We start from the raw sequence: 24400 nt of genomic DNA, 5'->3' as shown, positions 1-24400 counted from the left end.
CCAGATGCAAAGGAAATGTCATCACAGGGGGAGGATATGTCCGCCGGACTGACCACGCAGTCTCAGTTAGGGGAACCGAATGAAACTGTTCTGACGGTTATAAAAGCGGTCGCTGCCGCGACCGAGACAGCGCCGGCGGAACTGCCACCGTTGGCCGACGCTGTCGACCCGGATGCACTGGACGCGCTCTTTGCGGGCCGCCAGACGAGCGGACGAGTCAGTTTCCTGTACGCGGGCCGGTCCGTGACTATCGCCACGGACGGGACGGTGACAGTCTCACCGAGCGGTGACCCGTCCGTGTGAGTTACGGCCCACAGGGCTACGGCGGTACCACGTGATACCGGAGGGAGTCGCGTCCGTTGGCGGTGGCGAGTCGACCGTCGACGTTTGTCGCCGTGGCGCGACCGGTGCCGGAACCGGTCCCTGTGAGCCGCGCCAGAGGCGGCACGTCCGCGGTCCAGTCACTCGAACTCGACGCCGGTAATCTCGAAGCGTGCGCCGCCGTCGGCGCTTTCTGCCACGTCGACCGACCAGCCGTGGGCCGCTGCGATGCGGTCGACGATCGCCAGCCCGAACCCGGAGCCGTCCTCGGAAGTCGAGTAGCCCGCCTCGAACAGCGACTCGCGCTCGTCGGCCGGAATCCCGGGACCGTCGTCGGCGACGTAGAAGCCGTCCGCCGTGGCCCCGACGGTGACGGTCACGCCCTCCTCATTGGCGGCATCAGCGTCCCCCGGCTTCGTCTGGCTGCTCGTCACACCGTGGTTCACGCTCGGTTGTGCCTGCGAACCCGACTCCGTCGATCGGTGTTCGACACTGTTGTCGGCCCCCGTCCGACTGTCCGTGGAACCGTGTTCCACACTGTTCCGGAGCAGGTTCTCGAGCAGTTGCAGCAGGCGCGGCCGGTCGGCGATAATCGTCACGTCCCGGTCGCCGGTGCCGGCGAAGGTGAGTTCCCCGTCCGGGGTGTCCTGAGACACCATCTCCCAGGCATCCGCGACTGCGTCACGGAGCGAGACCGGTTCCGTCTCCTGGATGTCCCGTCCCTGGCGTGCCAGGAGTAACACGTCGTCGATGATGCGCTCCATCCGGTCGAGCGCGGTTTCGATCTGTTCCAGATGGCTCTCGTCACCGGTCGTACGGGCGAGTTTCAGTCGCCCCTGTGCTACGCTCAGGGGACTGCGGAGATCGTGGCTGACGACGCTCGCAAACTCCGCAAGCCGGTCGCGCTCGCGCTGTAGTTCCTGCTCCTGATTGCGGATGTCGGTGATATCGCTTGCGACGCCGAACACGGCGACCGGGCTGTCCGGGTCAGACCGTTCGCCGGTATCGTGTATCGGGACCTTCGTCGAGAGGTATTGGTGTGGCTCGCCGTCAATGACGATTCGCTCCTCGACCTCCAGCGGTTGCCCGGTTTGTATGACGGCACGGTCGTTCGCCCACACCGTGTCAGCCATCTCTTCGGGGAACAACTCGTAGTCGGTTCGGCCAACGACGTCCTCGTCCGCGAGCCCGAACAACTCCCGGTAGCCATTGTTCACAAATATGTACCGCCCCTCGCAGTCTTTCATGAACATCGGGGTCGTGGTGTTTTCCAGGATCGCGTCGAGCCGCCGCTCCATCGCCTCCAGATCGCGTTCGCGTTCCTTCCGCTCAGTGATATCGTGATGGACGCCGACCATCAGCGTACTGCCGTCGTACTCGACGGGCTGCCCTCGAACGGAGCCCCACTGCACGTTGCCGTCACGATCAATGAACCGGAACTCCCCGTCGTAGATGCTGTCCGTCTCAACTGCGCGCTCTATCTGCTCACGGACTTCGGGAAGGTCTTCCGGATGAATCAGGTCGAACACGGCCGACAGCGTGCCGTCGAACTCCCCGGGCTCGAACCCCATGAGCCGTTCGAGCGTGTCGCTCCAGATGACCTCGTTCGTCTCGCAGTTCCACTCCCAGACACCTGTTTCGCTGGCCTCAAGCGCCAGTTGCAGTCGCCGCTCGATTTCCTGTAGATCGCGTTTCCGTTCGCGCTGCCCGGTGATGTCTGTCAGCGTGAACACGACGCTCTCGACAGCGCCGTCGTCGTCGAACAACGGCGCGCCGTTTACCGAGAGCACCTTCTCGGTGCCGTCCGGCCAGCGGATCTTGTGTCGGATGTCGTATAGGGTCTCACCGGTGTCTAACACCTGCCGAAAGGGGAGTTCCGCGTCCGGTATCGGGTCGCCATCGAGGTCGCGAATTTCCCACGCTGGGTCGTTGTACGCGCGGTCTTTCACCTCCGATTGCGACAGGCCGAGGACGTCCACGGCGCGCTGGTTGGCGAAGATGAACTGTCCGTCGCGATCGAGTTGTACGACACACGATGGGACGGTCTTGAGGATCTGTTCGAGGCGATGCCGCCGCCGCTTGGCCTCAGTCGCCGACTGCCTCGCCGACACCGCGTTTTCGATTCGATTGGCAAGCAGTGTGTACTGGTCCGTCCCGCCTTCCTTCTGCAGGTAGTCGGTAACACCGGCCGAGATGGCGTCACTCGCGACTTCTTCGCTCCCTTTCCCGGTGAACAGAATGAGCGGGAGGTCGGGGTACTCCTCGCGGACGGCTTCAAGGAACTCGATGCCGTCGCGGCCGGGCATGTCGTAGTCCGACACGATGCAGTCAAACCCTGACGCTTCGAGCCGGTCCAGCGCCTCGTCCGCGTTCGACGCCGTCTCAACGCAGAGACAGTCGTTCTCGCGTTCGAGGAACGCGGCAGCCGTCTCCGCGAAGTCCGGCTCGTCGTCGACGTGCAGCAGCCGAATCGTGTCGCTTGTCGAGGTCATCGGGACAGATGGCTTGCTGATATCTCAGGGGGCAGGCCACTTATGATGTTTGGCTGTGTGTCACATGCACGGTGTAGTACCGACAGACGAACGGGAACGGTCCGTCGATTCTCACCGCTCTACTGCCTGCTCCGCATGGCCAAACACGACAGCACAGTCGTACCGGCCCAGACAACACTTTTGAGCGCGCCAGCCCATCGTCAGACAATGCGTCGCATCTACGAGTCGGGGGCGCTCCACCGCGACGACGAGGAGCCACAGGCCCCCACAGAGCACGGGGCGCAGCCACAGGCCGCACGCAGCATCGACGGCGGGGCCTGGAGCGACCTGCTGGTGCCGACGTGGCTCCGCTATCGCGCCGTGTCGGTCGATATCGAGGTCCCGCAGACGGTATCTCCGGCGGGAACCGCGGTGCCGTTCGTCGTGACGATGAAAAACGCCCTCCCGGTACCGATAACGCTACCGACGGACTCGCCGCGGCCGTGGACGTGGTACGTCGACGGCGTGCCCGAGGCGTCCCACGTCGACAGCGTCCCCAGCGAGGACGGCAGCCTGCGGTTCGACCGGGGCGAGCGAAAGCGGTTCAGGCGGCGGTGGAACCGGATGTTCCGGGTCAGCGACGACGAGTGGGAGCCCGCGCCGGCCGGGGAGTACACCATCGGTGCGGGGCTGAGTGTGGCCGACGCCGCCGAGCGTGGCCTGTACAGCGAGACGACGGTCAGCATTAGCGATCAGTGAAGACGCGAGCGATCACGTGCCGCGCGGTCCCGGTCAGGACCCGGTCGGGGTGGGAGCAGGCGTCGGCGTGGGAGTCGGGGTCGACTCCGACGGTGTTTCGGCCGGGGTGTCGGGACTACTGCCGGTCCCGAATCCGGCGTCTGGGGTCGCGCCACCGCCCGGATCGGGAGCCTCACCGTCGAGCAGGAACGAGAGCAGGTTCCCGATGAACACCTCGTTGTCGGCGTCGTACACCTCGGAACTCCCGATGAACGTCGCGTCGGTGACAAACACCATGTTGTCGTTGCGGACGACCGTCGGATACGTGCCGGTGCGCCGCGTCTCCAGCGTCCGGGTGCCCTCGGCGGCAGTGAACTTCGTCTCGGCGTCACCGTTCACGACCGCGTAGCCGGCGGTGTCGAACGTGATCGTCTCGACGCCGTCGGTCAGTTCGCCGTCGTCGCTGGGCGACGCGTAGATGGCTTTGAAGTTGTTGTCGTTGGCCGCGTCATCGATATTGTACAGCTGTTCGGCCCCCATCCGGACACCGTAGCGCTCGGTGGCGTTGTTGGCCCCGAACGACACTGTCGTCGTCGACTGGGTGAACCCGGTCGAGAGGCGGGTCTGTGTCGGTTCGGCGAGGATGACAACGCGCCCGCCGTCCTCGGTGTATTCCTGCAGCGCTTCGCGTTCCGCCGGCGAATAGCTTCCGAGCGGCTGGACGATGAGCACACCGTCGTACTGGCCCAGCGAATCGGCGAACGCGCCGGTGCTGGACGTGCCGTACTCGATGGTGTGGCCCGCCTCGAACACCGCCTCGGTAATCGGTTCGAGTTCGGATTCGGACACCTGATTCCCGTGGCTCGTGTCGACGAGGATCCGCTTGTCACTCCCGTCGGTGTCGATCGATATCTCCCCGTCCTCCGGATCGACGGGTGCGTTGACGGCGTCGGGCTGGTACTGCGACGGCGACTGGCCGTCGATAGACTGGCCGTCGGGCGGCCCCGACGACCCGGGATTGACGACTGCGAGGAGGAACGTCCCGCCCAGTATCACGACGAGAACGACGATGAACACGGCGAGCGGCTTGACGATGCGACCCTCAGTCATTGCGGATCACCGTCGCGTTGTTGCCTTCGGCGGGAATTCCCCAGACGGCGTAGTACTTCACCGGCTCCCGGAACGTCGTCTCGCTGTCGTCGGGGTGGACGAGATAGGTCACGTTGTTCGCACCCTGGACGGTTTCAGCGCCAGCAGGGACGATGATGACGTTGAACTCTGCACCGCCGCTGCCCAGATACGCCACGTCGTACTCGTCGCCCTCGATTCCCTCCGAGAGCGCGGCGGCCCGCTCGATGGCCAGTTCGGTGTCGCCGATACGGTCGGCGAAGCCGTTCTGGGTCGCCTCTGCCCCGAGATACGTGTTTCCGTTAGCGACTTCCTCGCGGGAGATATCCAGGTCATCGCCACGGTGGCGCATGACCGTCCCGACGAAGGAGCGCTGGAGCACCTCGATGTCCTCGCGGAGGCCGTCCTTGCTTACCTGTGCCTTGTCCGGCCCCGAGCGGACGAACGTCTCGCCCTGTCGTTCGACCTGTTCGATGAGGCTCAGCGGGGCCTGGACGATGACGCCGATGCTGCCGACGTTGGAACTGGGCTTGACGACGATCTCGTCGGCCGGCGTGATGCCGTAGTAGCCGCCCGAGGCCGCGGTCCCCTCGACGTAGGCCACGACTGGCATCTCGCTGGCGGTCCGGTTGACTTCGAGGTAGAACTCCTCGCTTGCGTCGACGGGACCGCCGGGGCTGTCGACCCGGAGGACGACCGCCTCGATGGACTCGTTGTTGCGTGCCTCGCGGAGGTCCTGTTTGACGGCGTTGACGTTGGCGTCGGTCGTCCCGCCGCGAAGGGTGACGACGGCGACGCTCGGATCGTCGTCGCCGGCGCTTGGCACGCCGTTCCAGATGACCGGCGCGAATATTGCGGCGATGACGAGGGCGAGCGTGACCGCGATCACGTACGACGCCGTCATCGCCGAGAACAGTTGTTCTCTCCCAAACATCTATACGCCCCGTTCGGACTGAGAGAGTAATAAACCCCGGTCGGCTCCCTGTCGCAGTCCGGTGCAGTGGGTTGACTGGGGCAGCAGCGACCAACGGTTATTGGGCTCCGAGCAGTACACCCAATATGGAAACCCGAGCGCTGGGCGACACTGGACAGGAGAGCACGGTGCTGACGTTCGGCTCGATAGCACTCAACTGGCTCGAACAGGAGGGAGCGAACCAGCTTGTCGAACTCGTGTTGGACCACGGGGTCAACCACTTCGACGTGGCACCGACCTACGGCGACGCGGAGCTGAAACTGGGGCCGAAGCTGCGTCAGTACCGCGAGGAGATCTTCCTCGGCTGTAAGACCCAGGAGCGCGAGTACGAGGGAGCCGCCCGGAAGATCGACCGGTCGCTGGACCGACTGGGCATCGACACCATCGACCTCTACCAGATCCACGGCCTGGAGTACGAGGACGAACTGGACACCATCACCGCCGACGGCGGCGCGCTGGACGCGATACGGGAGGCGAAGGCGGCGGGGAAAATCGACCACATCGGGCTGACGAGCCACGGCAACCCCCAACTGATTCTCGACGCCATCGACCGCATCGATGACCTGGAGACGGTGATGTTCCCGCTCAACCCCGTCGTCGCCGGCAAGGACGGCGACGAGTACGACTACGAGGCCGTGCTGGAACGCTGCGAGGCGGAAGACATCGGTACGCTGGGCATCAAGGCGTTCGCGAAAGGGTCGTGGCCGCCGACCGACGAACTGGCCGAAGCTGACCGCCCGTACGCGAACTGGTACGAGCCGGTCGACACGCCGGAGGGCATCCGCGAGCGGTTCGACTTCGCCGCCGCCCAGGGCCTCGACACCGTCGTCAGCCCCGGCGACCCGAAGCTCGTCAAAATGGTGCTCGACGCCGCCAGCCGCGCTGCGGGAATGGACGAGGCCCGCCAGCGCGCGCTCATCGAGGAAGCGCGACACGACGATAGCCCGGTACCCGAGCAGCTCCACCACTGAGTGTGGACACAGACGTTCCGGAGACGGTGGCGGCCGCCCTCGCCGACCGGCAGGTCGAGGGGCAGGCCTGTCTCGAAGCCGGAGCCGGCGTCGGCAACACGACGGCCGGGCTGCTAGCCGCGGGGGCGAAGCGGGTGTACGCGGTGACGAACGACGCCGACCACGCCGCGACGGTCCGCGAGCGCGTCGGCGACGGGAACGCCGACCGGCTGGTCGTCGTTGAGGCCGACCTCCGGGCGACGCCGCTTGCGACCGACAGCGTCGACCTCGTCACCGCCCACGGGCTCTGTAACGTCCTGCCGCCTGCCGACTTGGACGCCATCGCGGCCGAACTGGCACGGGTGGCGAAACCCGGTGGGCGTCTCGTTGTCGACGACTACGCGGTGCCACCAGCCGGTGCAGCAGTCACCCGACTGTTCGCCCTAGAGAACGCCGCCGCGCGGGTGGTCGACGGTCGACCGGCGCTAACGTTCTACCCCGCCGCCGTACTGGCTGCGGTGTTCGCCGACCACGGTTGGATTGTCGAGCGAAAGAAGCCGCTGCTCGATCCCGTTCCTTGGACCGAGGCGCATCTGGCGGCACATGGCGATGTGGTGCGTGGGTACGCAGACGAACTTCCAGACGTGGTTGGGGGACCGCTGGCCGCGATGGCTGACGACCTCGTTTCTGCTATCGGCTCCGAGCGAACCGGGTCTATGTACAGTCTCGCGTTCCGGCTAGCAGATGGGTGAGACGTTTAGAGACACTGCAGCGCGAGTGCGTAGTCTAACAGCCACACGTACTCACAAGACTCCAACGAGCACATCTGTTCATAACAACCGAACGGCTAAGGACGCCCCGACCCACGAGCAAATATGACACTCGACCGCTTGTCCGAGTTCGATGCCGAGCCGACAGAGGGCGAAGTCATCGACGGGGAACTGGCAGTAACCGACGACGTACTCGTAAAGGCGTTCGCGCTGGGGCCGGACGCGAGGATCGACCCGCACGAGCACGACGACGCGACGAACGTGTTCCACGTCATCAGTGGCGAGGTGACGGTCCAGCAGGACGACACCGAGGAAGTCATCACTGCGCCGGGGGTCGCCCTCAACGAGCGGGGGCAGGCCCACGGCGCGCACAACCACACCGACGAAGTCGCCGTCTTGACCGCGAGCCTCTGTCCGCTGCCGGGACAGTAAGGGTTGCCGCCGAGACAGCAGTGCCAGCCAGACGGTTCCGCACCACGCTTATCGGTGTTGCAGTTCACTGACATGCTATGGCCGAACCACTGCCGACGAATGGCCTTCGCAAGAGAGTCGATAGCGGGGGCGTCGCGCTGGGCGTCCTCGACAACACGTACAGTCCGACGCTAGTAGAGTTCTACGGCGACCTCGGCGTCGATTTCGTTTGGCTCGATTTCGAACACGGCGGGCCGGACCCGTGGGACGCGGCGACAGTCGAGAACCTCCTGCGGGCGGCCGACGGCACCGGGACGGAGCTACTGGTTCGCCTGCCGGATACGTCGCCGACGCTGGTGCGGAAGGCGCTGGACCTGGGGGTCAAGAACGTCTTCCTGCCGCGGGTCGAGAGTGCCGAGGAGGTCCGGGAGGCTGTCAAGTCCGGCCGGTTCCGGTACGACGGCGAGGCGGGCGACCGGGGACTGGCCGCGCCCCGAGCGCGTCGCTGGGGCCTGGGCGAGAACTACATCGATGCGTCGGACGAGGAGACGTTGATCGGGACCACTATCGAGACGAAAGCGGCGGTCGAGAACATCGACGCCATCCTGGACGTGCCCGAGCTCGGCTTCGTGTTCATCGGGCCCTTTGACCTCTCGGTGTCGCTGGGTCATCCCGGCGAAATCGACCATCCAGAAGTGGAGGAGGCGGTGGAGACGGTCCGCTCGGCGGCCGTCGAGGCGGGCGTCACCGTCGGCGGGCTCGGCTTCGGGATGGACGACGTAAACGAGAAGGCCGAGTCGGGGTACCAGATACTGCACGTCGGGAGTACGACCGGCGCGGTACAGAGCGCCGTGCGTGAGTGGCTGGAGAACTTCGACGGGGAACGGAGCTAAGACGGAGAACGGAAGCGCCAGCGTGGCCGCTCAGGCGCTCGCGCCGGATTCAGGACAGTTCGTCGCGTCGACGGCGCTGTCGTCGAGTTCCGCCTCGGCTTCCAGCAGTTCGCGGTAGCGCTCGCGGATGGTCACGGTGCTGATGTCGGTCGCCTCGCTGACGGTCTCCTGGGTCATCTCCTCGCCGAGCAGCAGGCCGGCGGCGTAGATGGCCGCGGCGGCGAGGCCGACGGGGCTCTTGCCGCTGTGGACGTTCGCTTCCTTCCCCGCCTCGATGAGGGCGCGGGCCTGGCGTTCCAGCGCGTCGTCGGCATCGAGTTCGGAGATGAACTTGCTGAGGTAGGTCGCGGGGTCCGGCGGGCCGACCTGCAGGGAGAGTTCGCGGTTGAGATAGCGGTACGCGCGGGTGAACTCCATCTCGTCGACGCGGCTGACGACGGCCATGTCGTCGAGCGTCTGCGGGAGGTTCGCCTGCCTGACGGCGGCGTACAGCGCGGCCGTCGCCATCCCTTCGATGGAGCGGCCGGGCAGCATCCCCTCGTCGAGCGCGCGGCGGTAGATGACGCTGGCCGTCTCGCGGGCGCTCTCGGGAACGCCGAGGGCACTGCCCATCCGGTCGATCTCGCCCAGCGCCTGCTTGAGGTTGCGCTCGGCGTGGTCGCGGGTGCGGAACCGCTCGTCCCAGGTGCGCAGGCGCTGCATCTTCTCGCGCTGGCGGGTCGACAGGGAGTTGCCGTAGGCGTCCTTGTTCTGCCAGCCGATGTTGGTCGAGAGGCCCTTGTCGTGTTTCATTTCGGTCGTCGGCGCGCCGACGCGGCGCTTGGCGTCCCGTTCCTGGCTGTCGAAGGCGCGCCACTCCGGCCCGTGGTCGATCTCGTCCTCGTCGACGACGAGGCCGCAGGATTCACAGACCGTTTCGCCGCGGCTGTCGTCGGTGACGAGGCTTCCGCCACAGTCCGGACAGGCGTGGCCGGTACTCGCCTCGGAGTCGGCCTGTTCGTCCACACTGTCACCGCGTTCGTCGGGGGAATAGATGCTGCGTGTCGTCATAGTGTGTGTGCGAGCGCGTGGGACGCCCGCGGTCGTACCCAATTGTAGGGGTGCATCCTGCATGAGAACTCGTTTGGCATATGCCGAACTTCGCTCAGTGAGTCCGTGGCAGCAGCGGCGAATCGGCTAAAAAGCGCCCCTTAGCGGTTATACGCCCGACCGACCGATGCGGAGCCGTCCGCCCTCGGCGACCTCCTCGTCGGCCTGGACCGGTCCCATCGACCGCGTGACGAACGACCGGACGATCCACGCTTCGGCCCGCTGGAGGCGGTACTGGAGCGTCGACCGCGACACGTCGAGCGTCTCTGCGAGGTCGGTGAGTGAGGTGTCCCGGGGCGTCCGGTAGTAGCCGTGTTCGACGGCGGCCTCGACGGCGGCCTGTTGCTCGGGGGGGAGCTCCGCCAGCGTCACCGCCTCGTCGACCCAGTACGACGGCGAACTGAGCTGCCGGAACTCCACGGTGAGTCCCTCCCGGAGTTCGGATTTCATCTCCTCGAACAGCCCGTCGACGCCGGCGTCGCTGCACAGGAGCAGCCGCCACTCACACCGGCTTCCGCGGCGCTCGGTCTCGACGAGGACGCCGCGGCCGACGTGGTCGATCGCCAGCCGCGGAATCGAGTGACAGTCGCCGGCTTCGGACCGGTAGCTGTACACCGTCCGGACGCCGGGGTCCGAGCCAATGACCTCGTAGGTCCAGTCGGTCTTGCAGTTTCGGGTCCCGATGCACTCGGTGCACTGGACCGGATCGTCGTACACGTCGTCAAGCTGTTCGAGGGCCGCCTCCGGGCCAGCGACCCGTTCGAGCCGCCACATCCCGTCTCGGGTGACGTTACACGCGATTGTCCGGGAGTGCGTCTCCGGATAGTCGATGAACACGTCCATCACGGGGTCGACGTTGCGCTCGTAGTCGATAGTGAAGATGAACTCTCGCATATGCGTCCCGTTGCGTGTCGAGCGGCTTATACGCACTGTCTCGTTCGGCGTATGCCAAACCAGCCGTGATTATGACGGGAGGCCACGGAAAGCGTATGTCCTGTCCCGTTTCTCCATCTACTGCTGAGTCGCCCGACGGCGCAGCCACCGGCGACACGCCGGACGACGCGTCATCGGGTGCCCGCGGATACGGATTGCCGGCGCACAACTGGCGACACACCGTCGTCTACGGGGTGGTGTCCTGGACGGTCGTGACCGCCGCGTGGCTCACCGTGCCGGCCGGCCACCCGTTCCAGTTGGGTATCACGCTCTCCGGCCTGTTCGCGGCCCCGCTGTTGCCGGTCGCGCTCTGCTGTGATTACCGCCAGGCCAGGCGTGTCGGGACATGTGACCCCGGACCCCGCGCGTATTGCTCGAATCTCGTCCGGGACATCAAAACGGCAGTCATCGGTCAGAGCGCCCTCGGCGACCAGCGTCGGGAGTTCATCCGCTGTTGAGATCGGTTACGCCACCCGCCGGAAACGGTTTGCCGGCAGCAGTGACCGAGTGTCACTGCCTATTTACAGCCAGTCCGTCTCGGGGTCGATCCGGTTCGGCGGCGTCTCACCGGCCAGCCCGGCCTCGACGCTCGCGGCGACGGCGGCGTTCAGGTCGTCGCGGGCCTCCTCGGAGTACCACGCCGCATGCGGCGTGACGATACAGTTGTCGAGCCCGATCAGCGGGTGGTCCGCCGTCGGCGGCTCCTCGGCCAGGACGTCGAGGCCGGCGGCCGCAATCGTTCCGTCGGCAAGCGCCGCCCGAAGCGCCCCCTCGTCGACGAGGCCGCCGCGGCCGGTGTTGACGAGGATAGCGTCGTCACGCATCGCCGCCAGCGCGTCAGCGTCTATCATCTCCGCCGTGCTCTCGGTCAACGGCGCGTGGAGGGAGACGTAGTCGGCCCGCTCGTACAGCGTCTCCAGCGTGACCTTCTCGACATCGGCGTCAGCCATCTCCTCGGCGTCGACATAGGGGTCGTAGGCGATCACGTCCAGATCGAAGCCCCGTAGCTGGTCGCGGACTCGCTGCGCGATGGGGCCGAAGGAGACGAGGCCCAGCGTCCCGCCGCGGACGCGGTGCACCGGGCGGGTCCGCTCCCAGCCCCAGCCGCCGTCACGAACGTCGCGGTCGTAAGCGGTGAGCGTCCGAACGCAGTCCAGCAGTAGCGTCACCGTGTGGGTGGCGACCTCGTCCGTGCAGTACTCGGGGACGTTCGTGACGGCCACACCGTTGTCCGCCGCCGCGGACACGTCGATGTTGTCGATACCGACACCCGCTCGCGCGACGATCTGAAGGTCGTCCAGCGCGTCGAGCACCGCGGCAGTGACCGGCGTGTTCACGTCTACGACAAGCGCCGCTGCACCGGCGGCAGCCTCCCGGAGCGCCTCCTCGTCGCCCGTCTCCGCGACAACGACATCGGCGTCGAGTTCCGCCCGCAGCCGGTCGACATCTATCATCGGGTCATCGCTCGCGACTACACGTTTCATATCCGGAGTGAGGGACTGGGACGGTAAAACCGGTCGAAGCCGTTCCCGCCGAATAGGAATTCGAGGTCAATGATAGATTGAATACAACGTGCAAACCCGCTGGCTGTTCGAGCCACGGTGTCCGAGCGCTGTGATTTAAGCCGCTCGACCGCCAACCCAGCGGTATGCAAATCGAACTGCGGTTTTTCGCCAACTTCCGGGAAGCCGTAGGGCAGAAAACGGTCCAGCGCGAGTACGAAAGCGGCCTGCAGGCGGGTGACCTGCTCCGACAACTCTCCGAGGAGTTCACCGAGATGGACCTGTTCGAGGACGGCGAACTGCGGGAGTACCTGACGATTCTCCTCAACGGCACGGATATCACGCATCTCGACGGACTGGAGACCCCACTGGAAGACGGGGACGAACTCAGCGTGTTCCCGCCGGTCGCCGGGGGGTAGGTCCCGCCGGACCGACTCAGCAACAGAAGATGAACGGGAACATCAGGCCGACACGGTCGCCGGCTTCCAGTTGCGTGTCCAGTCCGTCGAGGTGTTCGTTGAATTCGCCGTTGACCGCGACTCGCGCGTAGCACCTGGTCTGCTCGCCCTCGGGGTTTTTCGCCCAGTCGCCCGGCAGATCAGCCATCTCCGGGGCCCAGCCCTCGGTGGTGGCGTCGGCTTCGGTTTCCGCGATGAGCATGTCGCTCACGTCGTACTCCCGGAAGAACGCATCGAGGAAGTCACGCAGCGTGTCCCCTTCGAACGTGTATGACAGCGACGGCTCGCCGACGACCCGGCGAACGTGGCCGGTACACCTGACCTCGACAGTGGTCAGGTCCGGAGCCGACGACTGTCGCTCTACTGTCTCACTGCTCATACGGACACTACAACCCGCCGACACAAATCAGTAGAGACGAACATGTTCGCCCACCGCTGGGGTTTATTGGCTGCGAACTCTGTGTGGCGGTATGGACAACATCGAACTGGGGATTCCGTCCGGGATCGTCGACTCGCTGCCGCCGGACAGCGAGGACACGAAACGCGACATGGAACAGGCCGTCGGCGGTTGGGAGCGGGAGCTCAACGCCGCACTCGATTCCGAGGAACCGGCCAGCGCCGTCGTCGACCGCATCGAACAGTTCGAGAACCGGTGGGAGGCCTACGACGAGTACGTCGTCGAACTCCGGGCCTGGGGCCAATCGCCCATCTACGCGATGGCCTGGCGCGACCTCCACGCCGCCGTTATCGCCCAGATATACGACCACGGGGACTTAGACGAGCGCATCAACCGCGAACGCAACGCCCGTATCGTCGATGACGGTATCCGGCCCGGCTAAGGCGGTTGTGCCGACCGAGCGTCGGACCGCCGATAGGTTTAGACGACAGCACCCGTAACACCCACGCAATGGAGCGTGAACGGAGTTTTCGCGGCATCTCGGTGCGGGCTGCTATCGGCTACCTAGAGAACCTCGGTGGCGAGCAACGCGGCGAAGCGACCGTCGAAGGCGACGGCTGGGCGGCGACGCTCTCAGAGGAAAAAGTCGCAATCGGCCCCAGCCTCCAGCTCAACGAGGTGACGATCCGGTTCGACGGCGAGCCGGAGACGCTGGAGCCGCTCATCGAGCAGTTTGCACAGAAAGCGATGCGGGCGGGCGGCTGACCGGGGATGGCCGACCCGGAGTACCCCATCGAGGGACAGATCGTCCTGCTGGCCGGCACGCAGGCCAGCGTCCCGCTCGACCAACTCCCCGATCTGCTCGGACAGGTCCAGAGGTATCTCCACGCGAATCGTGCGACCTACGACAGGGAGTACGAGCGCATTGACGGCCCCAGAGCGGCCGATTACGTCTGTGCCGAGGCGGGCCACTGGGACAGTATCGGGGCGGAACTGGGACTGAGCGACCGCGAACAGGACGCGGTTCGGCGGGCCCACGCCGCCCAGTTCGAGCGCGACGGCCGGCGGCTGGACAGGAGCGAAGAGTTCGAAGCGACGCTCGAAATCAGGGACGTGCTGGCGGTCAGCTCCGAACCGTGATCGTCTCGATGACGCGTTGAGAGAAGGCCGTCTCCGAGAGGTCGCCGTTTTCGAGGTCGTCGATCCACTCGCTGTCGACCGACCAGTAGCCGAGTTCGGTGCCCTCGAGGTCCGTCACGGTCGCCTCGACGTCGACCCCGGACCAGTCGTCGGCGTGGAGGTCCCGGAAGACGTTGATCACGCGGCCGATCTCCCGGTGGGGGATGACGGCCGCCTCGTCGGCCGAGATCGATTCGTAGGTGAGCCGGTACGTATCGCCCTCGTCGTCGAACTCGGTGACGTACACGCCGTGGCTGGTCAGTCGGGACTCTACCTGGAATTCGAAGTCGTCGATGTCTTGCTTGCGCATTAGAAAATTGGAGTCGGCAGTCGGCGCTGTCTCAGTCGTCGCTCGGTGCCGCTGCGCCGCCGGAACTGACGCCGGTACCGGGGCCAATGTCGATACCCAGTTCGTCGAGCTTTTCGTCGGTGACGACGCCGTCCTCCCAGTCGCGCACCTCGTAGTACTCCGCTTTCATCTTCGAGAGCTCCGCGAGTTCGCCCTCGGAGCCACCCTGGGCCGGCATCGCGTGTTCGTCGCCCTCCACGAACCGGTTCGGGAGGTCGTCGTCGCTCCCGTCGAAGCCCGCGAGGTTGTTGTAGTACCGTTCGAGGTTGTAGATGCGCTCGCCGGCTTCCATCAGTTCCTCCTCACTCACGTCCAGTCCGGTCATGCCGTTGTACTGCAGGACGTACTCCTCGATGCCCTCCGCGAAGGCGTTGAACTTGCAGATGTCGAAGGAGTCGCTGATGGCGTGGAGGTCCTGGAAGGTGGCACACAGCTCGCCTTTGCCCTCCCACTCTCGCGGGTCGACCTTCTCCGGAATGCCCAGAATCTCGGCCGCCGGCGTGTACCCGCGCAGGTGGCACGCGCCGCGGTTCGAGGTGGCGTACCCGATTGCCATCCCCTTCATGCAGCGGGGGTCGTAGGCGGCCATCGTCTGGCCCTTGACGGCGAGGGAGTTGGTGTGGGCGTCGAACTCCTCGGCGAGGTGGTCCGGCCCCTCGGCGAGGTGGTCCGCGAGCTCCGTCTCGCGGGTGGCGATCATGTCGATCATGTCGATCATCTCGTCGGCGTCGCCCCAGTCGATGCCGTCGCCGAGGTCGTCGAACTTGCCCTCCTCGGTCATCTCCATCGCCATCGCCATGGTGTTACCCACGTCGATGGTGTCGACGCCGACGTCGTTGCACCGTTCGAGCATCACGGCGATCTTGTCCCGTTCGACGTGGCCGGAGTTCGGTCCCAGCGCCCACGCGGACTCGTACTCGTAGGATTCGGTGCGGACGTTCATCTCCTCGCCCTTGTGCATGGCCTGCACTTCGACTTCCTTCTTGCAGGCGACCGGACAGGAGTGACAGGTCGGCTCGTCGACCAGGATGTTCTCCCGGACGTTCTCGCCCGAGACGTTCTCCGAGTCGATGATGCGCTCGCCGTCGCCCTCGGCGTCGGACATCGACCGCGTCGAGGAGTACTTCGCGTTCTTGGTCGGGAGGCCGTCCATCTCCTCCGTGAGGTTCATCAGGACGTTGGTCCCGTACATCGAGAGCCCGCCCTCGTTAGGCGCGGTCACGTCGGACTCTTGGATGACCTGCATCGCCTGCTTGTGGCCCTCCTGGAACGTCTCCTGATCCTTCGGTTTGGGCATCCGGGTGCTGGACTTGACGACGACGGCTTTGAGGTTCTTGTTGCCCATCACACAGCCGGTGCCACCGCGACCCGACGCGCGGTCGTCTTCGTTGATGATACAGGCGTACTTGACCTCGTTTTCCCCGCCCTGTCCGATGGCCATCACCGAGAGGTTCTTGCCCAGCGAGCCGCCCTCGATCTCGCCTTCGAGGTCGTCGATGGTGTCGTGGACGCCCTGGCCCCAGAGATGGGAGGCATCGCGGAGTTCCACTTCGCCGTCTTCGACGAGCGCGTACACCGGCTCGTCGGCCTGCCCCTCGAAGAGGAGGCCGTCGAAGCCCGACCACTTCAGCCGCGCACCCGACCAGCCGCCGTGGTGGGAGTCCGTGACCGTCCCCGTCAGCGGCGACTTCGTGCAGATGGCGATACGACCGCTCATCGTCACCTGCGTCCCCGTCAGCGGCCCGTTCATGAACGCCAGCAGGTTGTCCGGTCCCAGCGGGTCCACGTCCGGCCCCTGATCGAAGACGTACTTCACGCCGAGTCCGCGCGCACCGATGTACTTTTTCGCGTCTTCCTCGTCAATACCTTCGTAGGCTACGTCCCCGTCCCCAAGGTCGATTCGCGCCACGTGGTCCTGAAAACCACCAAGGTCTGTCATGGTAATACATGACTCTCCGGCTGGGAACAACTTAACGATTTGTGTTGGATACCCCAGATACCCGAGGTGTTTCATCGGGCACTGTCCCCGCGTGAGCGGGTCACACTCACGAGTCTGGTCCGAACCGCTTAAGAGTCCGAACGGCAAACTCCGGGTAACTCGCTGGACGACGGGCACCAGCGGGCACCTGCGTGTGCAGGTCGGGATGTGAGTTACGCGCGTGACTTGAACCACGCAACGCCCGTGGTGAATACATATGGCACGAAGCGCATATTCGTACATTCGAGACGCCTGGAAGAACCCAGGTGACGGACAGCTCGCAGAACTACAGTGGCAGCGCCAGCAGGAATGGCGCGACGAAGGGGCCGTCGAGCGCATCGAGCGCCCGACCCGCCTCGACAAGGCCCGTTCGCAGGGCTACAAGGCGAAACAGGGCGTCGTCGTCGCTCGCGTCTCCGTCCGCAAGGGCAGCGCGCGCAAGCGCCGACACAAGGCCGGCCGCCGCTCCAAGCGCCAGGGCGTCACGCGCATCACCCGCCGGAAGGACATCCAGCGCGTCGCCGAGGAACGCGCCTCCCGCACCTTCCCGAACCTGCGCGTGCTCAACAGCTACTCCGTCGGCCAGGACGGCCGCCAGAAGTGGCACGAGGTCATCCTCATCGACCCGAACCACCCGGCCATCCAGAACGACGACGACCTGTCGTGGATCTGTGCCGACGACCAGGCCGACCGCGTCTTCCGCGGTCTGACCGGTGCCGGCCGCCGCAACCGCGGCCTCGGCGGCAAGGGCAAGGGCAGTGAGAAGACCCGGCCGTCGCTGCGCAGCAACCGCGGCAAGGGCAAGTAACGCCGACATAGCGGTTCTAACCGACATTTTTGCGGCTAGGGGTTCGTTCCGAAGAACAGTGAGTCCGGCAGGACCGGATGGGTCCAACCACAGGCCGAGAAAAGGACTAATGCCGTCCGTGTCTCCGACTCTCGCCGTTCGGAACAGAACGGTCTTATCACTGTAGTGTCACCCGGAGGTATGGACGCGTCGCGACTCCACCACTTCTCGTTGCTGCTCATCGGCATCTCGCTGGGAGTCAGTGGGTTCACCACGATACGGACCGCCGGTAGTGCTGTCGGTGGGGTCGCCATGGCAGCCGGTGGAGCACTCCTGGCTGGCGTGAGCGTTTACAGTCTCGTGACCGGCACGGCGTCGGACATCAAAAAACGGGTCGCGATGTTCACCGCCTTCGGCGCGGTACTCGCGGTTTCCGGAACACTACTCCTGCTTTTCACGTAACGCCAGCAACGCCGACCGTCGAGAGATTACACCCAGACGCCCTGTTCGCGGTCCATGATGCTGACGACGACGACGTGGGGCAGCGTGACGACGGCGATGAACACCAGATACAGCGCGACCCACTCCGGCACCGTTCCGGGCGGGTTCGGAACCACGAAATACAGCCCGCCGAGCAGGGCGAGCGAGGCGACAGTCAGCGGTGCGGCGTCGCGGGCGAACCGCGCCAGGGCGGCTGTCGAGTCACGATTTTCGAGCGCGGCAGTGGCGTCGTCGTCGACCAGCAAGAGGCGGGCGACGTGGCGCAGCGAGTGCCACAGACAGAAGTAGACGCCGATAGCGAGTACCGGCGGGACGAGGGCGAAGTACGCAAGCAGCCCCAGCGTCTCACCGGCGTCGAGCAGCCACGGTCGGCGGGCGTCAGCGCGGGTGAACCCCACGGCCAGCGTCACCACGACGAGCGCGCCGTAGGCGATTGCGAGCGCGGTTCGCACGTCTGTCCGGAACGCCCAGCCGATAGCGGCCACGGCGTCGGGCGCGAACAGCGAGACGAGGTCCGTCGCCACGCGGCGGTACCAGTCGGGGAACGCGAGCAGCGGGACCAGCATCGGCATGCCGCCGCGAACGAGGACGGTCCCGACTCGCTGGGGGAGCGACCGGAGGTGGTCGGCGTCGGCCAGCGCACGCAGCGCGTACAGGTCGCCCTGGCCCCAGTGGAACCACGTTACCGCGATGAACAGGACGAAGGCCGCCGCGGGCGCGAGGAACCAGGCGACGGCGTAGGCTCCGCCGACGACGCCGTAGAGCGCAAAGATTCGGGCGATAGCGGCCAGGTCCGGGCGCTCGCCCCGTGTGCGTGCGACCGCGAGGTGGTCGACCGCGCCGTGGGGGAGGCCGAGCAGGACGGCGCTGACGACCAGCGGCGCGTACTGGAGCGCGGGGGGTATCGAAACCCCGGCGAGGAACGGAGCGACGACGACGGCACTGGCGACCCAGCCGGGGGCCAGCGCAACGCGATAGAGGGTCGCGCGAACCGACGGCTCGGCGGCACTGCGGTAGCTCACTCCCATCTGTCCATGAGCCAGACGTATAACACGACCCCTTGCACGACGAACAGCGTCGTCAGGAAGAAGAACACGGCTTCCTCTATCGGCAGGTCGAGCAGGGGAATCGCGTAGCCGGTCGTGTACTGTTTCGAGATGGTCCAGACACCGAGTCGGATGGCGACGCTATCGATACCACAGAGATACAGCGTCGGGACCAGCGTCGCGCCGCCGACGGTTCGCCACTCCCCGACGAGGAACTGCCAGCCGAACAGCCACTGAATGGCGAGGATCGGCCCGCTCCAGACCAGCAGTGACCCGAGGTACAGCCCCGAGTCGGAGCGAAGGAGCGCGAGGCCAGCGAGGACAACGATGAGCGCGGCGGCAAGCCCGACGAGCCGCGTTCGTAACGGCGTCGCCAGTGGCCGGTCCGTGTCCACCCGAAACCGGGCCACCCACAGCCCCACCATCGCGGTCTGCAGGAGGAAAAAAAGGTACTCGCCGAGGGGGATCGACCAGAACCGCGCCAGCACGGTGCCGTCGCCGTACCACCAGACACCGCGTCGGATGAGCGCACCGTCCCACGGCGTCGTGTAGACGAGCGCCAGCCCCGCGAGGATTGCCGTCCCTGTAAGGACATCGCGGCGGCTCCCGAGGCGGTAGGTGGCCGTCAGCGCCAGTCCAGCCACGACCGGCACCACGAACAGGGCGTGGAACTGGAGATACGTGAGCGTGGGCAACATTAGTTCAGGTACGACAGGGGGTCAGAAACGGTGCCCGACCCGTGGCTGTCATCCACGCCACGCAGGCTGGCCGTGGCCGTGTGCGTCTGTCGGCGTCTCACCGGGGCCGCGCTCGGAGACGGCACTCACAGTGTAGAACGTCGCCTCCGGGTCGCCGTTGCGCCGCCAGTGCCACCACGTGCGGGCGAGGAGCCACAGCCGCCGGCGTCGAGTGAGCTCCGGCGTCTCCGTCAGCACGTCGTAGCCGCTGTCGCGGATAAGTCGGTGGTGGTCGGCGTACAGGACTGCGGCCAGCAGCACGCCGAACTGGCAGTCCTCGGGGAGATACCGGATGCCGGCGACCCCCTCGCGGTACAGTTCGTCGGTCCGGGCCAGTTCCTCCTGCATCACCGCGCGGAACGCGTCGTCGACCTCGGCGTCGGCCAGTTGCGCCTCGGTGACGCCGTGGCGGTCGAGCGTCTCCTGTGGGAGGTACACCCGCCCGTAGTCGTGGATGTCCTCGCGGACGTCCCGCAGGAAATTCGAGAGCTGGAACGCTTCGGCCAGTGCCGTCGCGTGGGGCAGGGCCTCCGCCTTCTGTGGCGGGTCCATCACCTCGGTCATCATGTGGCCGACGGCGACCGCGGAGCCGCGCATGTACTCACGGAGGTCCTCGAAGGTCTCGTAGCGGGCCTGTGCGATGTCCATCTCCATCGCGTCGATGAAGACGTTGATCGTCTCCTCGGAGATGTCGTGGCGCTCGGCGAGGTCCTGAAACGCCGCCAGAACAGCCTCGTGGTCGGTTTCGGCGGGGTCGACGTTGCCGAGCGCGGCCTCACGGATCACCTCCAGTTGCTCGTGCTGGACGGTCGGCGGTGGCCCGTCCGTCTGGTCGACGACCTCGTCTGCCACCCGAAAAAACGCGTACATGACGTACGTCGGGTGGCGGATACGCTCCGGAAGCAGACGTGTCGCGAGATGGAACGTCCGTCCGGTCTCCTGCTGTATCGATTTGCTGGTTTGGATGTTATCGGAGTGCATTGAAAGCTATCGGGCGGTCATTCGGCGGGCGATGCGTCGCGCGTTTGCCGGCAGGCTGTCCGTATCGTCCGGTTGACCCGTGGGTGCGCCGCTGTCATGGGGGCCTGTGTCCCGTCGGTTCGCCGGCACCAAACGGGACACTGGTTCCGTATCACTACATGAATATACGGTTGTTATCGGGATAAGCGGACTACCAAACTGCTTCGGGAACCGCGCCAGGCATCCGCTGCCGGCAAGGGGGTTCGCAAGCACTGGTTACCAGTTTTCGAACACTTCTTCCAATAACTTTCGCTCACCCGCACGGAGGTGCTGGTGGAACGTCGACGGGCAGATATCCATCGACTCGGCCAGTTGCTCGCCGGACACGTCGCGGGGCCAGTCGAAGAAGCCGCCGAGAAACCCCTTCCGGAGGGCCGTTAGCTGGCGGTTGGTCAATCGGTCCTCGACGTTCGCGATAAAGGCCTGCCGGGAGACGGGCGGTTCGTCCCGTTCCCGCACGGAGAGCAGTTCCGTCTCCGGATACCGGTCGCGGACCTGCTCGACTACGCTTCGGGTCTCCATCGAGGCCGGGAGCGCGACAGTAACCGTCGCCTGCCCCGGTTCGACGAGAATATCGCCCGTCTGGGCCCCGCGGTCGGCGACGACGGAGACGACCGGCGGGTCCGAGACGGTGAACTCGAACAGGGCCGAGGAGTCCGCCGTCGAGACGTGCGAGACGCCCGAAACCTGGGGGTGGTCGGCGGCGACGGCACAGACCGCCGAGGGGTCGTCCGTCTCGACGAGGAAGAACATCACCGTCTCCTCGCCGTCGGGGACACTCCCGCCGTACTCCATCGAGCAGCCGAGTTCGCTCGCCACGTCGATGTAGAACACGTCGGGGTCTGTGACCTGTAGTTCGAGCTCGGTGACGTTGTCCGCGGTCAACAGCCGGCTGGTCTCGCGGGCGTCGATAGCCGCCGCGGTCGCCCGGCCGATGGTCCCCAGCACCGCCTGCTCGCGGGGGTCGAACACGTCGTCGCTGTCGGCGTAGACGGTGAGGACGCCATACAGCGACTCGCCGGAGACGAGCGGGACTGCCGCGACCGACGCGACATCGGAGTCGGCGAGTCGGCTGTGTTGCTCGTCGATGTCACCGGTCACGACCTGCATCTCCTCGGTGCGGGCCGCCTCAGCGACCGGGTCGTCGGCGTCAAGCGGGATGGACAGCGTGGTCGGGTGGTCGGCGGACAGCGCCGTCGACGACAGCGTCTCGTCGCGCAGGTCCAGTTCGGACACCCAGGCGAACTGGTAGGAATCGACCGTGGCCAGCCGGTCACAGACGGTCTGTTGGATCGCCTCGCGCGAGTCGACGGTCAGCACGTCGCCCATCACCGCCTTCAGCAGGCCGTCGACCCGGTCGACGAGCTGTTTGAGGTTCTGGCGCTCGGCCTTGAGTTCCTCGCTCCGGCGCTCGGCCGCCAGTTCGGCGAGCTTCCGCTGGGTGATATCGATGTGTGCGACCACGGCGCTCCCGGCCTCGTCCTCCGGAAGCGGCGCGACCCGCATCATGAACCACTGTTTCTCCTCCGGTGAGTGACACGGGTACTCCATCGTAAACAGGTCCTGCTCACCGTCGATAACCGACTCGATGCCGCCGAGCGCCTGCCCGGCGTACTCGTCGGCGTCGACGTCGGTCGTCGCGAAGTAGTTCGTCCCCTCCATCTCCCCGTCCTCGTCGCCCGCGAACTCCCGCCAGGCGCGGTTGGTAAACAGGATCGTCCCCTCGTCGTCGAGGACAGCGATATTGATGGGCAGCGTGTCCAACGTCGAGTGAGCGAGTGTCTCTGGTGGCTTCATTCAGTGTCCCTGGCTCCGAATAGCCGATACCCTGTGTAATAGCGGCTGGTGAATAAACGTGTGGCCCGGAACGGAGAACTGTTGCCTGTGCGAAAACCTCTAAACGCTGTCGTCCGCAATCGGTAGGTATGTTCGGGTCCCGGCGTTCCCGGGGGGAATCGGTCACCTGTATCGCGTGTGGCGAGTCCATCCCACGCTCCGAGGCCCGCGAGTACGACAAACACGGCGACCGGTGGGACCGCCGGAACAAGACGTTCGAACACTTCTGTAAGGACTGCTTTGCCGAACTGTGCCGGCAGCCCCGCGACGGCCTCGAAACGACGCTCGACGCGGCCGGGGCCGGCGAGGCCGACCGAGAGACCTTTCTGAGGCGGTTCCGGGAGCTCTCCGAAGGCGGCGCTCGCGGGGAGTGAGACGGGACAGACACGGTCCGATCCCACCCCGACAGCCCTAACTACGCCCTGTTCGTACCGGGTGACATGACTACAGAGGACGCGCAAGCGGCCGCCGGGACCGCCGAGGGGCAAGGCCCCGTCGAGATCGACCCGGAGATGGCGCGACATCTGGAGAACAAGCGCGAGGAACTGTTCGAGAAGTTCGGCATCCCCGACGAGTTCCCGCCGGAGGTACTGGAGGAGGCCAAGGAGCGCACGCAGGGCGTCCAGGCCGAAATCGAGGACGAGGTCGACGAGCGGCGGGACCTCCGGGAGATGACGACCTGGACGACCGACCCCATCGACGCCCAGGACTTCGACGACGCCATCTCCATCGAGGAGCGCGAGGACGAGATCGTCCTCTGGGTCCACATCGCCGACGTGACTCACTACGTCAACCCCGACACGAAGATGTGGGAGCAGGCCGTCGAGCGCGGGAACACCGTCTATCTCCCGGCCTACACCGTCCACATGCTGCCGCCCGTCCTCGCCGAGACCGTCTGTTCGCTGGTCCCCAACGAGGACCGCCTGGCCCACACCGTCGAGATGCACCTCGACAAGGAGAACCTCGGCTACGAGGAGATCAACATCTACAAGTCGGTCATCCGCTCTGACGCCCGGCTGACCTACACCGAGGCCGAGCGCCTGCTGGACGAGCCAGAGACCGCCGAAGACGTGCTGGAGGACCAGAGTGTCGACCTCGCGGAGAAGACCGAGCGGGTCTGGGAGCTGGCCGACCGGATGCACGAACAGCGCAAGGAGGAGGGGTCGCTCGTCCTCAACCCCGCCCGGGACCGCGCTCACACCATCATCGAGGAGTGCATGCTGAAGGCCAACAAGGCCGTCACGCACGAGCTGATGTGGAACCGCGGCGTCGAGGCGATGTACCGGGTCCACCCACAGCCAAGCCCCGACGAGTGGGACGAGGCCCTCGTGGAGATCCAGGAACTGGACGGCGTGTCCATCCCCGGCGACGCCTGGGACGACCCGCGGAAGGCCGTCAACGCAACGCTCGAACAGGCCCCCGGTCGCCAGCTCGATAAGATCCAGTGGGCCGTGATGAAGGTGATGCCCCGCGCGAAGTACATGAACGACCCGTTCGGCGGCCACCACGCCCTGAACTTCGAGATTTACGGGCACTTCACCTCGCCGATCCGCCGCCTGTCGGACCTCATTAACCACTGGATCGTCTACACCAACGACGTGCCCGAGGACCTCGTCGCGCTGTGTGATCGCGCCAGCGACCGCCAGAAAGACGCCGAGCAATGCGAACGGGAGTACAAGAACTTCCTGCAGGAGGTCGGGCTGGACCCGTCGGCGGTCAACAACCGCGGCATCGAAGTGGTGGAGAATCCTGACGACGATGACGAGGACGATGCCGACGTGGATGCGGCTGACGCAGCGGTCGAGGAGTAACGGCTAGTCCGTTTTTCTGCGAGTGGTTCAGCAGTTACCGTCACAAACAGCCAGAAAGCCCCCGCGTTCTCAGCTCCCACGATTCGCTGCGCCCTTCACTCACTCCGTTCGCTCCAGTGCTT

At 65.8% G+C, this 24400-nt stretch carries 28 protein-coding genes; 15 read left to right on the top strand and 13 right to left on the bottom strand.

Features of this window, described 5'->3' with window-relative positions:
* Nucleotides 1-15: 15 nt before the first annotated feature.
* Nucleotides 16-303, top strand: coding sequence for a HalOD1 output domain-containing protein (locus ACY9XZ_RS09330; RefSeq protein WP_463456756.1), 288 nt, complete (start codon nucleotides 16-18; stop codon nucleotides 301-303).
* Nucleotides 304-461: 158 nt separating this feature from the next.
* Here ACY9XZ_RS09330 and ACY9XZ_RS09325 read toward each other — a convergent pair whose 3' ends face one another.
* Complete coding sequence (locus tag ACY9XZ_RS09325; protein ID WP_463456755.1) at nucleotides 462-2813, bottom strand: PAS domain-containing protein; 2352 nt, start codon at nucleotides 2811-2813, stop codon at nucleotides 462-464.
* A 207-nt stretch (nucleotides 2814-3020) separates the two neighbouring features.
* Here ACY9XZ_RS09325 and ACY9XZ_RS09320 point away from each other — a divergent pair, with 207 nt between their 5' ends.
* Entirely contained in the window at nucleotides 3021-3551 is a 531-nt protein-coding gene (locus ACY9XZ_RS09320; RefSeq protein ID WP_463456754.1) for a hypothetical protein, read from the top strand.
* 33 nt (nucleotides 3552-3584) lie between these two features.
* Here ACY9XZ_RS09320 and ACY9XZ_RS09315 read toward each other — a convergent pair whose 3' ends face one another.
* Together ACY9XZ_RS09315 and ACY9XZ_RS09310 are read right to left on the bottom strand one after the other, a co-directional pair.
* Nucleotides 3585-4640, bottom strand: a complete 1056-nt coding sequence (locus ACY9XZ_RS09315; protein ID WP_463456753.1) for a DUF4350 domain-containing protein — start codon at nucleotides 4638-4640, stop codon at nucleotides 3585-3587.
* On the bottom strand, nucleotides 4633-5592 hold the full coding sequence (locus ACY9XZ_RS09310; protein ID WP_463456752.1) for a S49 family peptidase: 960 nt from the start codon (nucleotides 5590-5592) through the stop codon (nucleotides 4633-4635). Before ACY9XZ_RS09310 ends, ACY9XZ_RS09315 begins: the two co-directional genes overlap by 8 nt.
* Nucleotides 5593-5717: 125 nt before the next feature.
* Between ACY9XZ_RS09310 and ACY9XZ_RS09305 the strand changes: the two genes are divergently transcribed.
* The 4 genes from ACY9XZ_RS09305 to ACY9XZ_RS09290 all read left to right on the top strand — a co-directional run bounded on the left by ACY9XZ_RS09305 (nucleotide 5718) and on the right by ACY9XZ_RS09290 (nucleotide 8655).
* Complete coding sequence (locus ACY9XZ_RS09305; RefSeq protein ID WP_463456751.1) at nucleotides 5718-6602, top strand: aldo/keto reductase; 885 nt, start codon at nucleotides 5718-5720, stop codon at nucleotides 6600-6602.
* Entirely contained in the window at nucleotides 6599-7333 is a 735-nt protein-coding gene (locus tag ACY9XZ_RS09300; RefSeq protein ID WP_463456838.1) for a class I SAM-dependent methyltransferase, read from the top strand. The genes ACY9XZ_RS09305 and ACY9XZ_RS09300 overlap by 4 nt, the downstream gene beginning before the upstream one ends.
* Before the next feature lie 123 nt (nucleotides 7334-7456).
* Nucleotides 7457-7783, top strand: coding sequence for a cupin domain-containing protein (locus tag ACY9XZ_RS09295; RefSeq protein ID WP_463456750.1), 327 nt, complete (start codon nucleotides 7457-7459; stop codon nucleotides 7781-7783).
* 77 nt (nucleotides 7784-7860) lie between these two features.
* Nucleotides 7861-8655: an HpcH/HpaI aldolase family protein gene (locus ACY9XZ_RS09290; protein WP_463456749.1), complete on the top strand. Its 795-nt coding sequence runs from the start codon at nucleotides 7861-7863 to the stop codon at nucleotides 8653-8655.
* A 30-nt stretch (nucleotides 8656-8685) separates the two neighbouring features.
* Here ACY9XZ_RS09290 and ACY9XZ_RS09285 read toward each other — a convergent pair whose 3' ends face one another.
* Nucleotides 8686-9705 (bottom strand): transcription initiation factor IIB, encoded by a 1020-nt coding sequence (locus ACY9XZ_RS09285; RefSeq protein WP_463456748.1) that lies wholly within the window; start codon nucleotides 9703-9705, stop codon nucleotides 8686-8688.
* Between the two features lie 147 nt (nucleotides 9706-9852).
* A complete protein-coding gene (locus tag ACY9XZ_RS09280; RefSeq protein ID WP_463456747.1) occupies nucleotides 9853-10638 on the bottom strand; it encodes a helix-turn-helix domain-containing protein in 786 nt (261 codons plus the stop codon).
* A gap of 95 nt (nucleotides 10639-10733) precedes the next feature.
* On the opposite strand from ACY9XZ_RS09280, the gene ACY9XZ_RS09275 reads away from it, so the two are divergent.
* Nucleotides 10734-11135, top strand: coding sequence for a hypothetical protein (locus ACY9XZ_RS09275; protein WP_463456746.1), 402 nt, complete (start codon nucleotides 10734-10736; stop codon nucleotides 11133-11135).
* A gap of 63 nt (nucleotides 11136-11198) precedes the next feature.
* Here ACY9XZ_RS09275 and ACY9XZ_RS09270 read toward each other — a convergent pair whose 3' ends face one another.
* The gene (locus ACY9XZ_RS09270) at nucleotides 11199-12161 is read right to left on the bottom strand and encodes a C-terminal binding protein (RefSeq protein WP_463456745.1); all 963 of its coding nucleotides are present in this window, start codon (nucleotides 12159-12161) and stop codon (nucleotides 11199-11201) included.
* A 164-nt stretch (nucleotides 12162-12325) separates the two neighbouring features.
* Between ACY9XZ_RS09270 and ACY9XZ_RS09265 the strand changes: the two genes are divergently transcribed.
* Nucleotides 12326-12598: a ubiquitin-like small modifier protein 1 gene (locus ACY9XZ_RS09265; RefSeq protein WP_463456744.1), complete on the top strand. Its 273-nt coding sequence runs from the start codon at nucleotides 12326-12328 to the stop codon at nucleotides 12596-12598.
* A 16-nt stretch (nucleotides 12599-12614) separates the two neighbouring features.
* On the opposite strand, the gene ACY9XZ_RS09260 is transcribed toward ACY9XZ_RS09265, so the two are convergent.
* Nucleotides 12615-13016 (bottom strand): ubiquitin family protein, encoded by a 402-nt coding sequence (locus tag ACY9XZ_RS09260; protein WP_463456743.1) that lies wholly within the window; start codon nucleotides 13014-13016, stop codon nucleotides 12615-12617.
* Nucleotides 13017-13107: 91 nt separating this feature from the next.
* On the opposite strand from ACY9XZ_RS09260, the gene ACY9XZ_RS09255 reads away from it, so the two are divergent.
* The 3 genes from ACY9XZ_RS09255 to ACY9XZ_RS09245 all read left to right on the top strand — a co-directional run bounded on the left by ACY9XZ_RS09255 (nucleotide 13108) and on the right by ACY9XZ_RS09245 (nucleotide 14174).
* Nucleotides 13108-13476: a hypothetical protein gene (locus ACY9XZ_RS09255; RefSeq protein WP_463456742.1), complete on the top strand. Its 369-nt coding sequence runs from the start codon at nucleotides 13108-13110 to the stop codon at nucleotides 13474-13476.
* A gap of 68 nt (nucleotides 13477-13544) precedes the next feature.
* Nucleotides 13545-13799: a hypothetical protein gene (locus ACY9XZ_RS09250; protein WP_463456741.1), complete on the top strand. Its 255-nt coding sequence runs from the start codon at nucleotides 13545-13547 to the stop codon at nucleotides 13797-13799.
* A 6-nt stretch (nucleotides 13800-13805) separates the two neighbouring features.
* Nucleotides 13806-14174, top strand: a complete 369-nt coding sequence (locus ACY9XZ_RS09245; protein ID WP_463456740.1) for a hypothetical protein — start codon at nucleotides 13806-13808, stop codon at nucleotides 14172-14174.
* Here ACY9XZ_RS09245 and ACY9XZ_RS09240 read toward each other — a convergent pair.
* Together ACY9XZ_RS09240 and ACY9XZ_RS09235 are read right to left on the bottom strand one after the other, a co-directional pair.
* A complete protein-coding gene (locus ACY9XZ_RS09240) occupies nucleotides 14158-14523 on the bottom strand; it encodes a hypothetical protein (RefSeq protein WP_463456739.1) in 366 nt (121 codons plus the stop codon). The genes ACY9XZ_RS09245 and ACY9XZ_RS09240 overlap by 17 nt on opposite strands.
* A 31-nt stretch (nucleotides 14524-14554) precedes the next feature.
* Nucleotides 14555-16501, bottom strand: coding sequence for an aldehyde ferredoxin oxidoreductase family protein (locus tag ACY9XZ_RS09235; RefSeq protein ID WP_463456738.1), 1947 nt, complete (start codon nucleotides 16499-16501; stop codon nucleotides 14555-14557).
* Nucleotides 16502-16757: 256 nt separating this feature from the next.
* Here ACY9XZ_RS09235 and ACY9XZ_RS09230 point away from each other — a divergent pair, with 256 nt between their 5' ends.
* Entirely contained in the window at nucleotides 16758-17348 is a 591-nt protein-coding gene (locus tag ACY9XZ_RS09230) for a 50S ribosomal protein L15e (RefSeq protein ID WP_463456737.1), read from the top strand.
* Between the two features lie 180 nt (nucleotides 17349-17528).
* The gene (locus tag ACY9XZ_RS09225) at nucleotides 17529-17789 is read left to right on the top strand and encodes a hypothetical protein (RefSeq protein ID WP_463456736.1); all 261 of its coding nucleotides are present in this window, start codon (nucleotides 17529-17531) and stop codon (nucleotides 17787-17789) included.
* A 26-nt stretch (nucleotides 17790-17815) separates the two neighbouring features.
* Here the strand turns inward: ACY9XZ_RS09225 and ACY9XZ_RS09220 are convergent, their stop codons facing one another.
* From ACY9XZ_RS09220 to ACY9XZ_RS09205, 4 genes are all read right to left on the bottom strand, one after another.
* Complete coding sequence (locus tag ACY9XZ_RS09220) at nucleotides 17816-18856, bottom strand: Brp/Blh family beta-carotene 15,15'-dioxygenase (RefSeq protein WP_463456735.1); 1041 nt, start codon at nucleotides 18854-18856, stop codon at nucleotides 17816-17818.
* Nucleotides 18847-19572, bottom strand: a complete 726-nt coding sequence (locus ACY9XZ_RS09215; RefSeq protein ID WP_463456734.1) for a lycopene cyclase domain-containing protein — start codon at nucleotides 19570-19572, stop codon at nucleotides 18847-18849. Before ACY9XZ_RS09215 ends, ACY9XZ_RS09220 begins: the two co-directional genes overlap by 10 nt.
* 48 nt (nucleotides 19573-19620) lie before the next feature.
* Entirely contained in the window at nucleotides 19621-20592 is a 972-nt protein-coding gene (locus ACY9XZ_RS09210; protein ID WP_463456733.1) for a phytoene/squalene synthase family protein, read from the bottom strand.
* Nucleotides 20593-20847: 255 nt separating this feature from the next.
* The gene (locus ACY9XZ_RS09205) at nucleotides 20848-22428 is read right to left on the bottom strand and encodes a bacterio-opsin activator domain-containing protein (RefSeq protein WP_463456732.1); all 1581 of its coding nucleotides are present in this window, start codon (nucleotides 22426-22428) and stop codon (nucleotides 20848-20850) included.
* Nucleotides 22429-22556: 128 nt separating this feature from the next.
* On the opposite strand from ACY9XZ_RS09205, the gene ACY9XZ_RS09200 reads away from it, so the two are divergent.
* Together ACY9XZ_RS09200 and ACY9XZ_RS09195 are read left to right on the top strand one after the other, a co-directional pair.
* The gene (locus ACY9XZ_RS09200; protein WP_463456731.1) at nucleotides 22557-22841 is read left to right on the top strand and encodes a DUF7562 family protein; all 285 of its coding nucleotides are present in this window, start codon (nucleotides 22557-22559) and stop codon (nucleotides 22839-22841) included.
* A 66-nt stretch (nucleotides 22842-22907) separates the two neighbouring features.
* On the top strand, nucleotides 22908-24278 hold the full coding sequence (locus ACY9XZ_RS09195; RefSeq protein WP_463456730.1) for an RNB domain-containing ribonuclease: 1371 nt from the start codon (nucleotides 22908-22910) through the stop codon (nucleotides 24276-24278).
* Nucleotides 24279-24400 lie beyond the last annotated feature (122 nt).

This window comes from Haloarcula sp. HT12 (assembly GCF_055271655.1).
The sequence above is the reverse complement of the archived record's forward strand: the minus strand, read 5'-3'. Positions and strand labels throughout refer to the sequence as shown.

Bases quoted from the DNA above. Each gene is read 5' to 3' on its own strand.
- ACY9XZ_RS09205 (WP_463456732.1), bottom strand. From the start codon at position 22,428: ATGAAGCCACCAGAGACACTCGCTCACTCGACGTTGGACACGCTGCCC.
- ACY9XZ_RS09235 (WP_463456738.1), bottom strand. From the start codon at position 16,501: ATGACAGACCTTGGTGGTTTTCAGGACCACGTGGCGCGAATCGACCTT.
- ACY9XZ_RS09260 (WP_463456743.1), bottom strand. From the start codon at position 13,016: ATGAGCAGTGAGACAGTAGAGCGACAGTCGTCGGCTCCGGACCTGACC.
- ACY9XZ_RS09295 (WP_463456750.1), top strand. From the start codon at position 7,457: ATGACACTCGACCGCTTGTCCGAGTTCGATGCCGAGCCGACAGAGGGC.
- ACY9XZ_RS09330 (WP_463456756.1), top strand. From the start codon at position 16: ATGTCATCACAGGGGGAGGATATGTCCGCCGGACTGACCACGCAGTCT.
- ACY9XZ_RS09290 (WP_463456749.1), top strand. From the start codon at position 7,861: ATGGCCGAACCACTGCCGACGAATGGCCTTCGCAAGAGAGTCGATAGC.
- ACY9XZ_RS09325 (WP_463456755.1), bottom strand. From the start codon at position 2,813: ATGACCTCGACAAGCGACACGATTCGGCTGCTGCACGTCGACGACGAG.
- ACY9XZ_RS09250 (WP_463456741.1), top strand. From the start codon at position 13,545: ATGGAGCGTGAACGGAGTTTTCGCGGCATCTCGGTGCGGGCTGCTATC.
- ACY9XZ_RS09240 (WP_463456739.1), bottom strand. From the start codon at position 14,523: ATGCGCAAGCAAGACATCGACGACTTCGAATTCCAGGTAGAGTCCCGA.
- ACY9XZ_RS09320 (WP_463456754.1), top strand. From the start codon at position 3,021: ATGCGTCGCATCTACGAGTCGGGGGCGCTCCACCGCGACGACGAGGAG.
- ACY9XZ_RS09255 (WP_463456742.1), top strand. From the start codon at position 13,108: ATGGACAACATCGAACTGGGGATTCCGTCCGGGATCGTCGACTCGCTG.
- ACY9XZ_RS09275 (WP_463456746.1), top strand. From the start codon at position 10,734: ATGTCCTGTCCCGTTTCTCCATCTACTGCTGAGTCGCCCGACGGCGCA.
- ACY9XZ_RS09200 (WP_463456731.1), top strand. From the start codon at position 22,557: ATGTTCGGGTCCCGGCGTTCCCGGGGGGAATCGGTCACCTGTATCGCG.
- ACY9XZ_RS09265 (WP_463456744.1), top strand. From the start codon at position 12,326: ATGCAAATCGAACTGCGGTTTTTCGCCAACTTCCGGGAAGCCGTAGGG.
- ACY9XZ_RS09315 (WP_463456753.1), bottom strand. From the start codon at position 4,640: ATGACTGAGGGTCGCATCGTCAAGCCGCTCGCCGTGTTCATCGTCGTT.
- ACY9XZ_RS09230 (WP_463456737.1), top strand. From the start codon at position 16,758: ATGGCACGAAGCGCATATTCGTACATTCGAGACGCCTGGAAGAACCCA.
- ACY9XZ_RS09245 (WP_463456740.1), top strand. From the start codon at position 13,806: ATGGCCGACCCGGAGTACCCCATCGAGGGACAGATCGTCCTGCTGGCC.
- ACY9XZ_RS09280 (WP_463456747.1), bottom strand. From the start codon at position 10,638: ATGCGAGAGTTCATCTTCACTATCGACTACGAGCGCAACGTCGACCCC.
- ACY9XZ_RS09270 (WP_463456745.1), bottom strand. From the start codon at position 12,161: ATGAAACGTGTAGTCGCGAGCGATGACCCGATGATAGATGTCGACCGG.
- ACY9XZ_RS09215 (WP_463456734.1), bottom strand. From the start codon at position 19,572: ATGTTGCCCACGCTCACGTATCTCCAGTTCCACGCCCTGTTCGTGGTG.
- ACY9XZ_RS09285 (WP_463456748.1), bottom strand. From the start codon at position 9,705: ATGACGACACGCAGCATCTATTCCCCCGACGAACGCGGTGACAGTGTG.
- ACY9XZ_RS09305 (WP_463456751.1), top strand. From the start codon at position 5,718: ATGGAAACCCGAGCGCTGGGCGACACTGGACAGGAGAGCACGGTGCTG.
- ACY9XZ_RS09195 (WP_463456730.1), top strand. From the start codon at position 22,908: ATGACTACAGAGGACGCGCAAGCGGCCGCCGGGACCGCCGAGGGGCAA.
- ACY9XZ_RS09310 (WP_463456752.1), bottom strand. From the start codon at position 5,592: ATGTTTGGGAGAGAACAACTGTTCTCGGCGATGACGGCGTCGTACGTG.
- ACY9XZ_RS09220 (WP_463456735.1), bottom strand. From the start codon at position 18,856: ATGGGAGTGAGCTACCGCAGTGCCGCCGAGCCGTCGGTTCGCGCGACC.
- ACY9XZ_RS09225 (WP_463456736.1), top strand. From the start codon at position 17,529: ATGGACGCGTCGCGACTCCACCACTTCTCGTTGCTGCTCATCGGCATC.
- ACY9XZ_RS09210 (WP_463456733.1), bottom strand. From the start codon at position 20,592: ATGCACTCCGATAACATCCAAACCAGCAAATCGATACAGCAGGAGACC.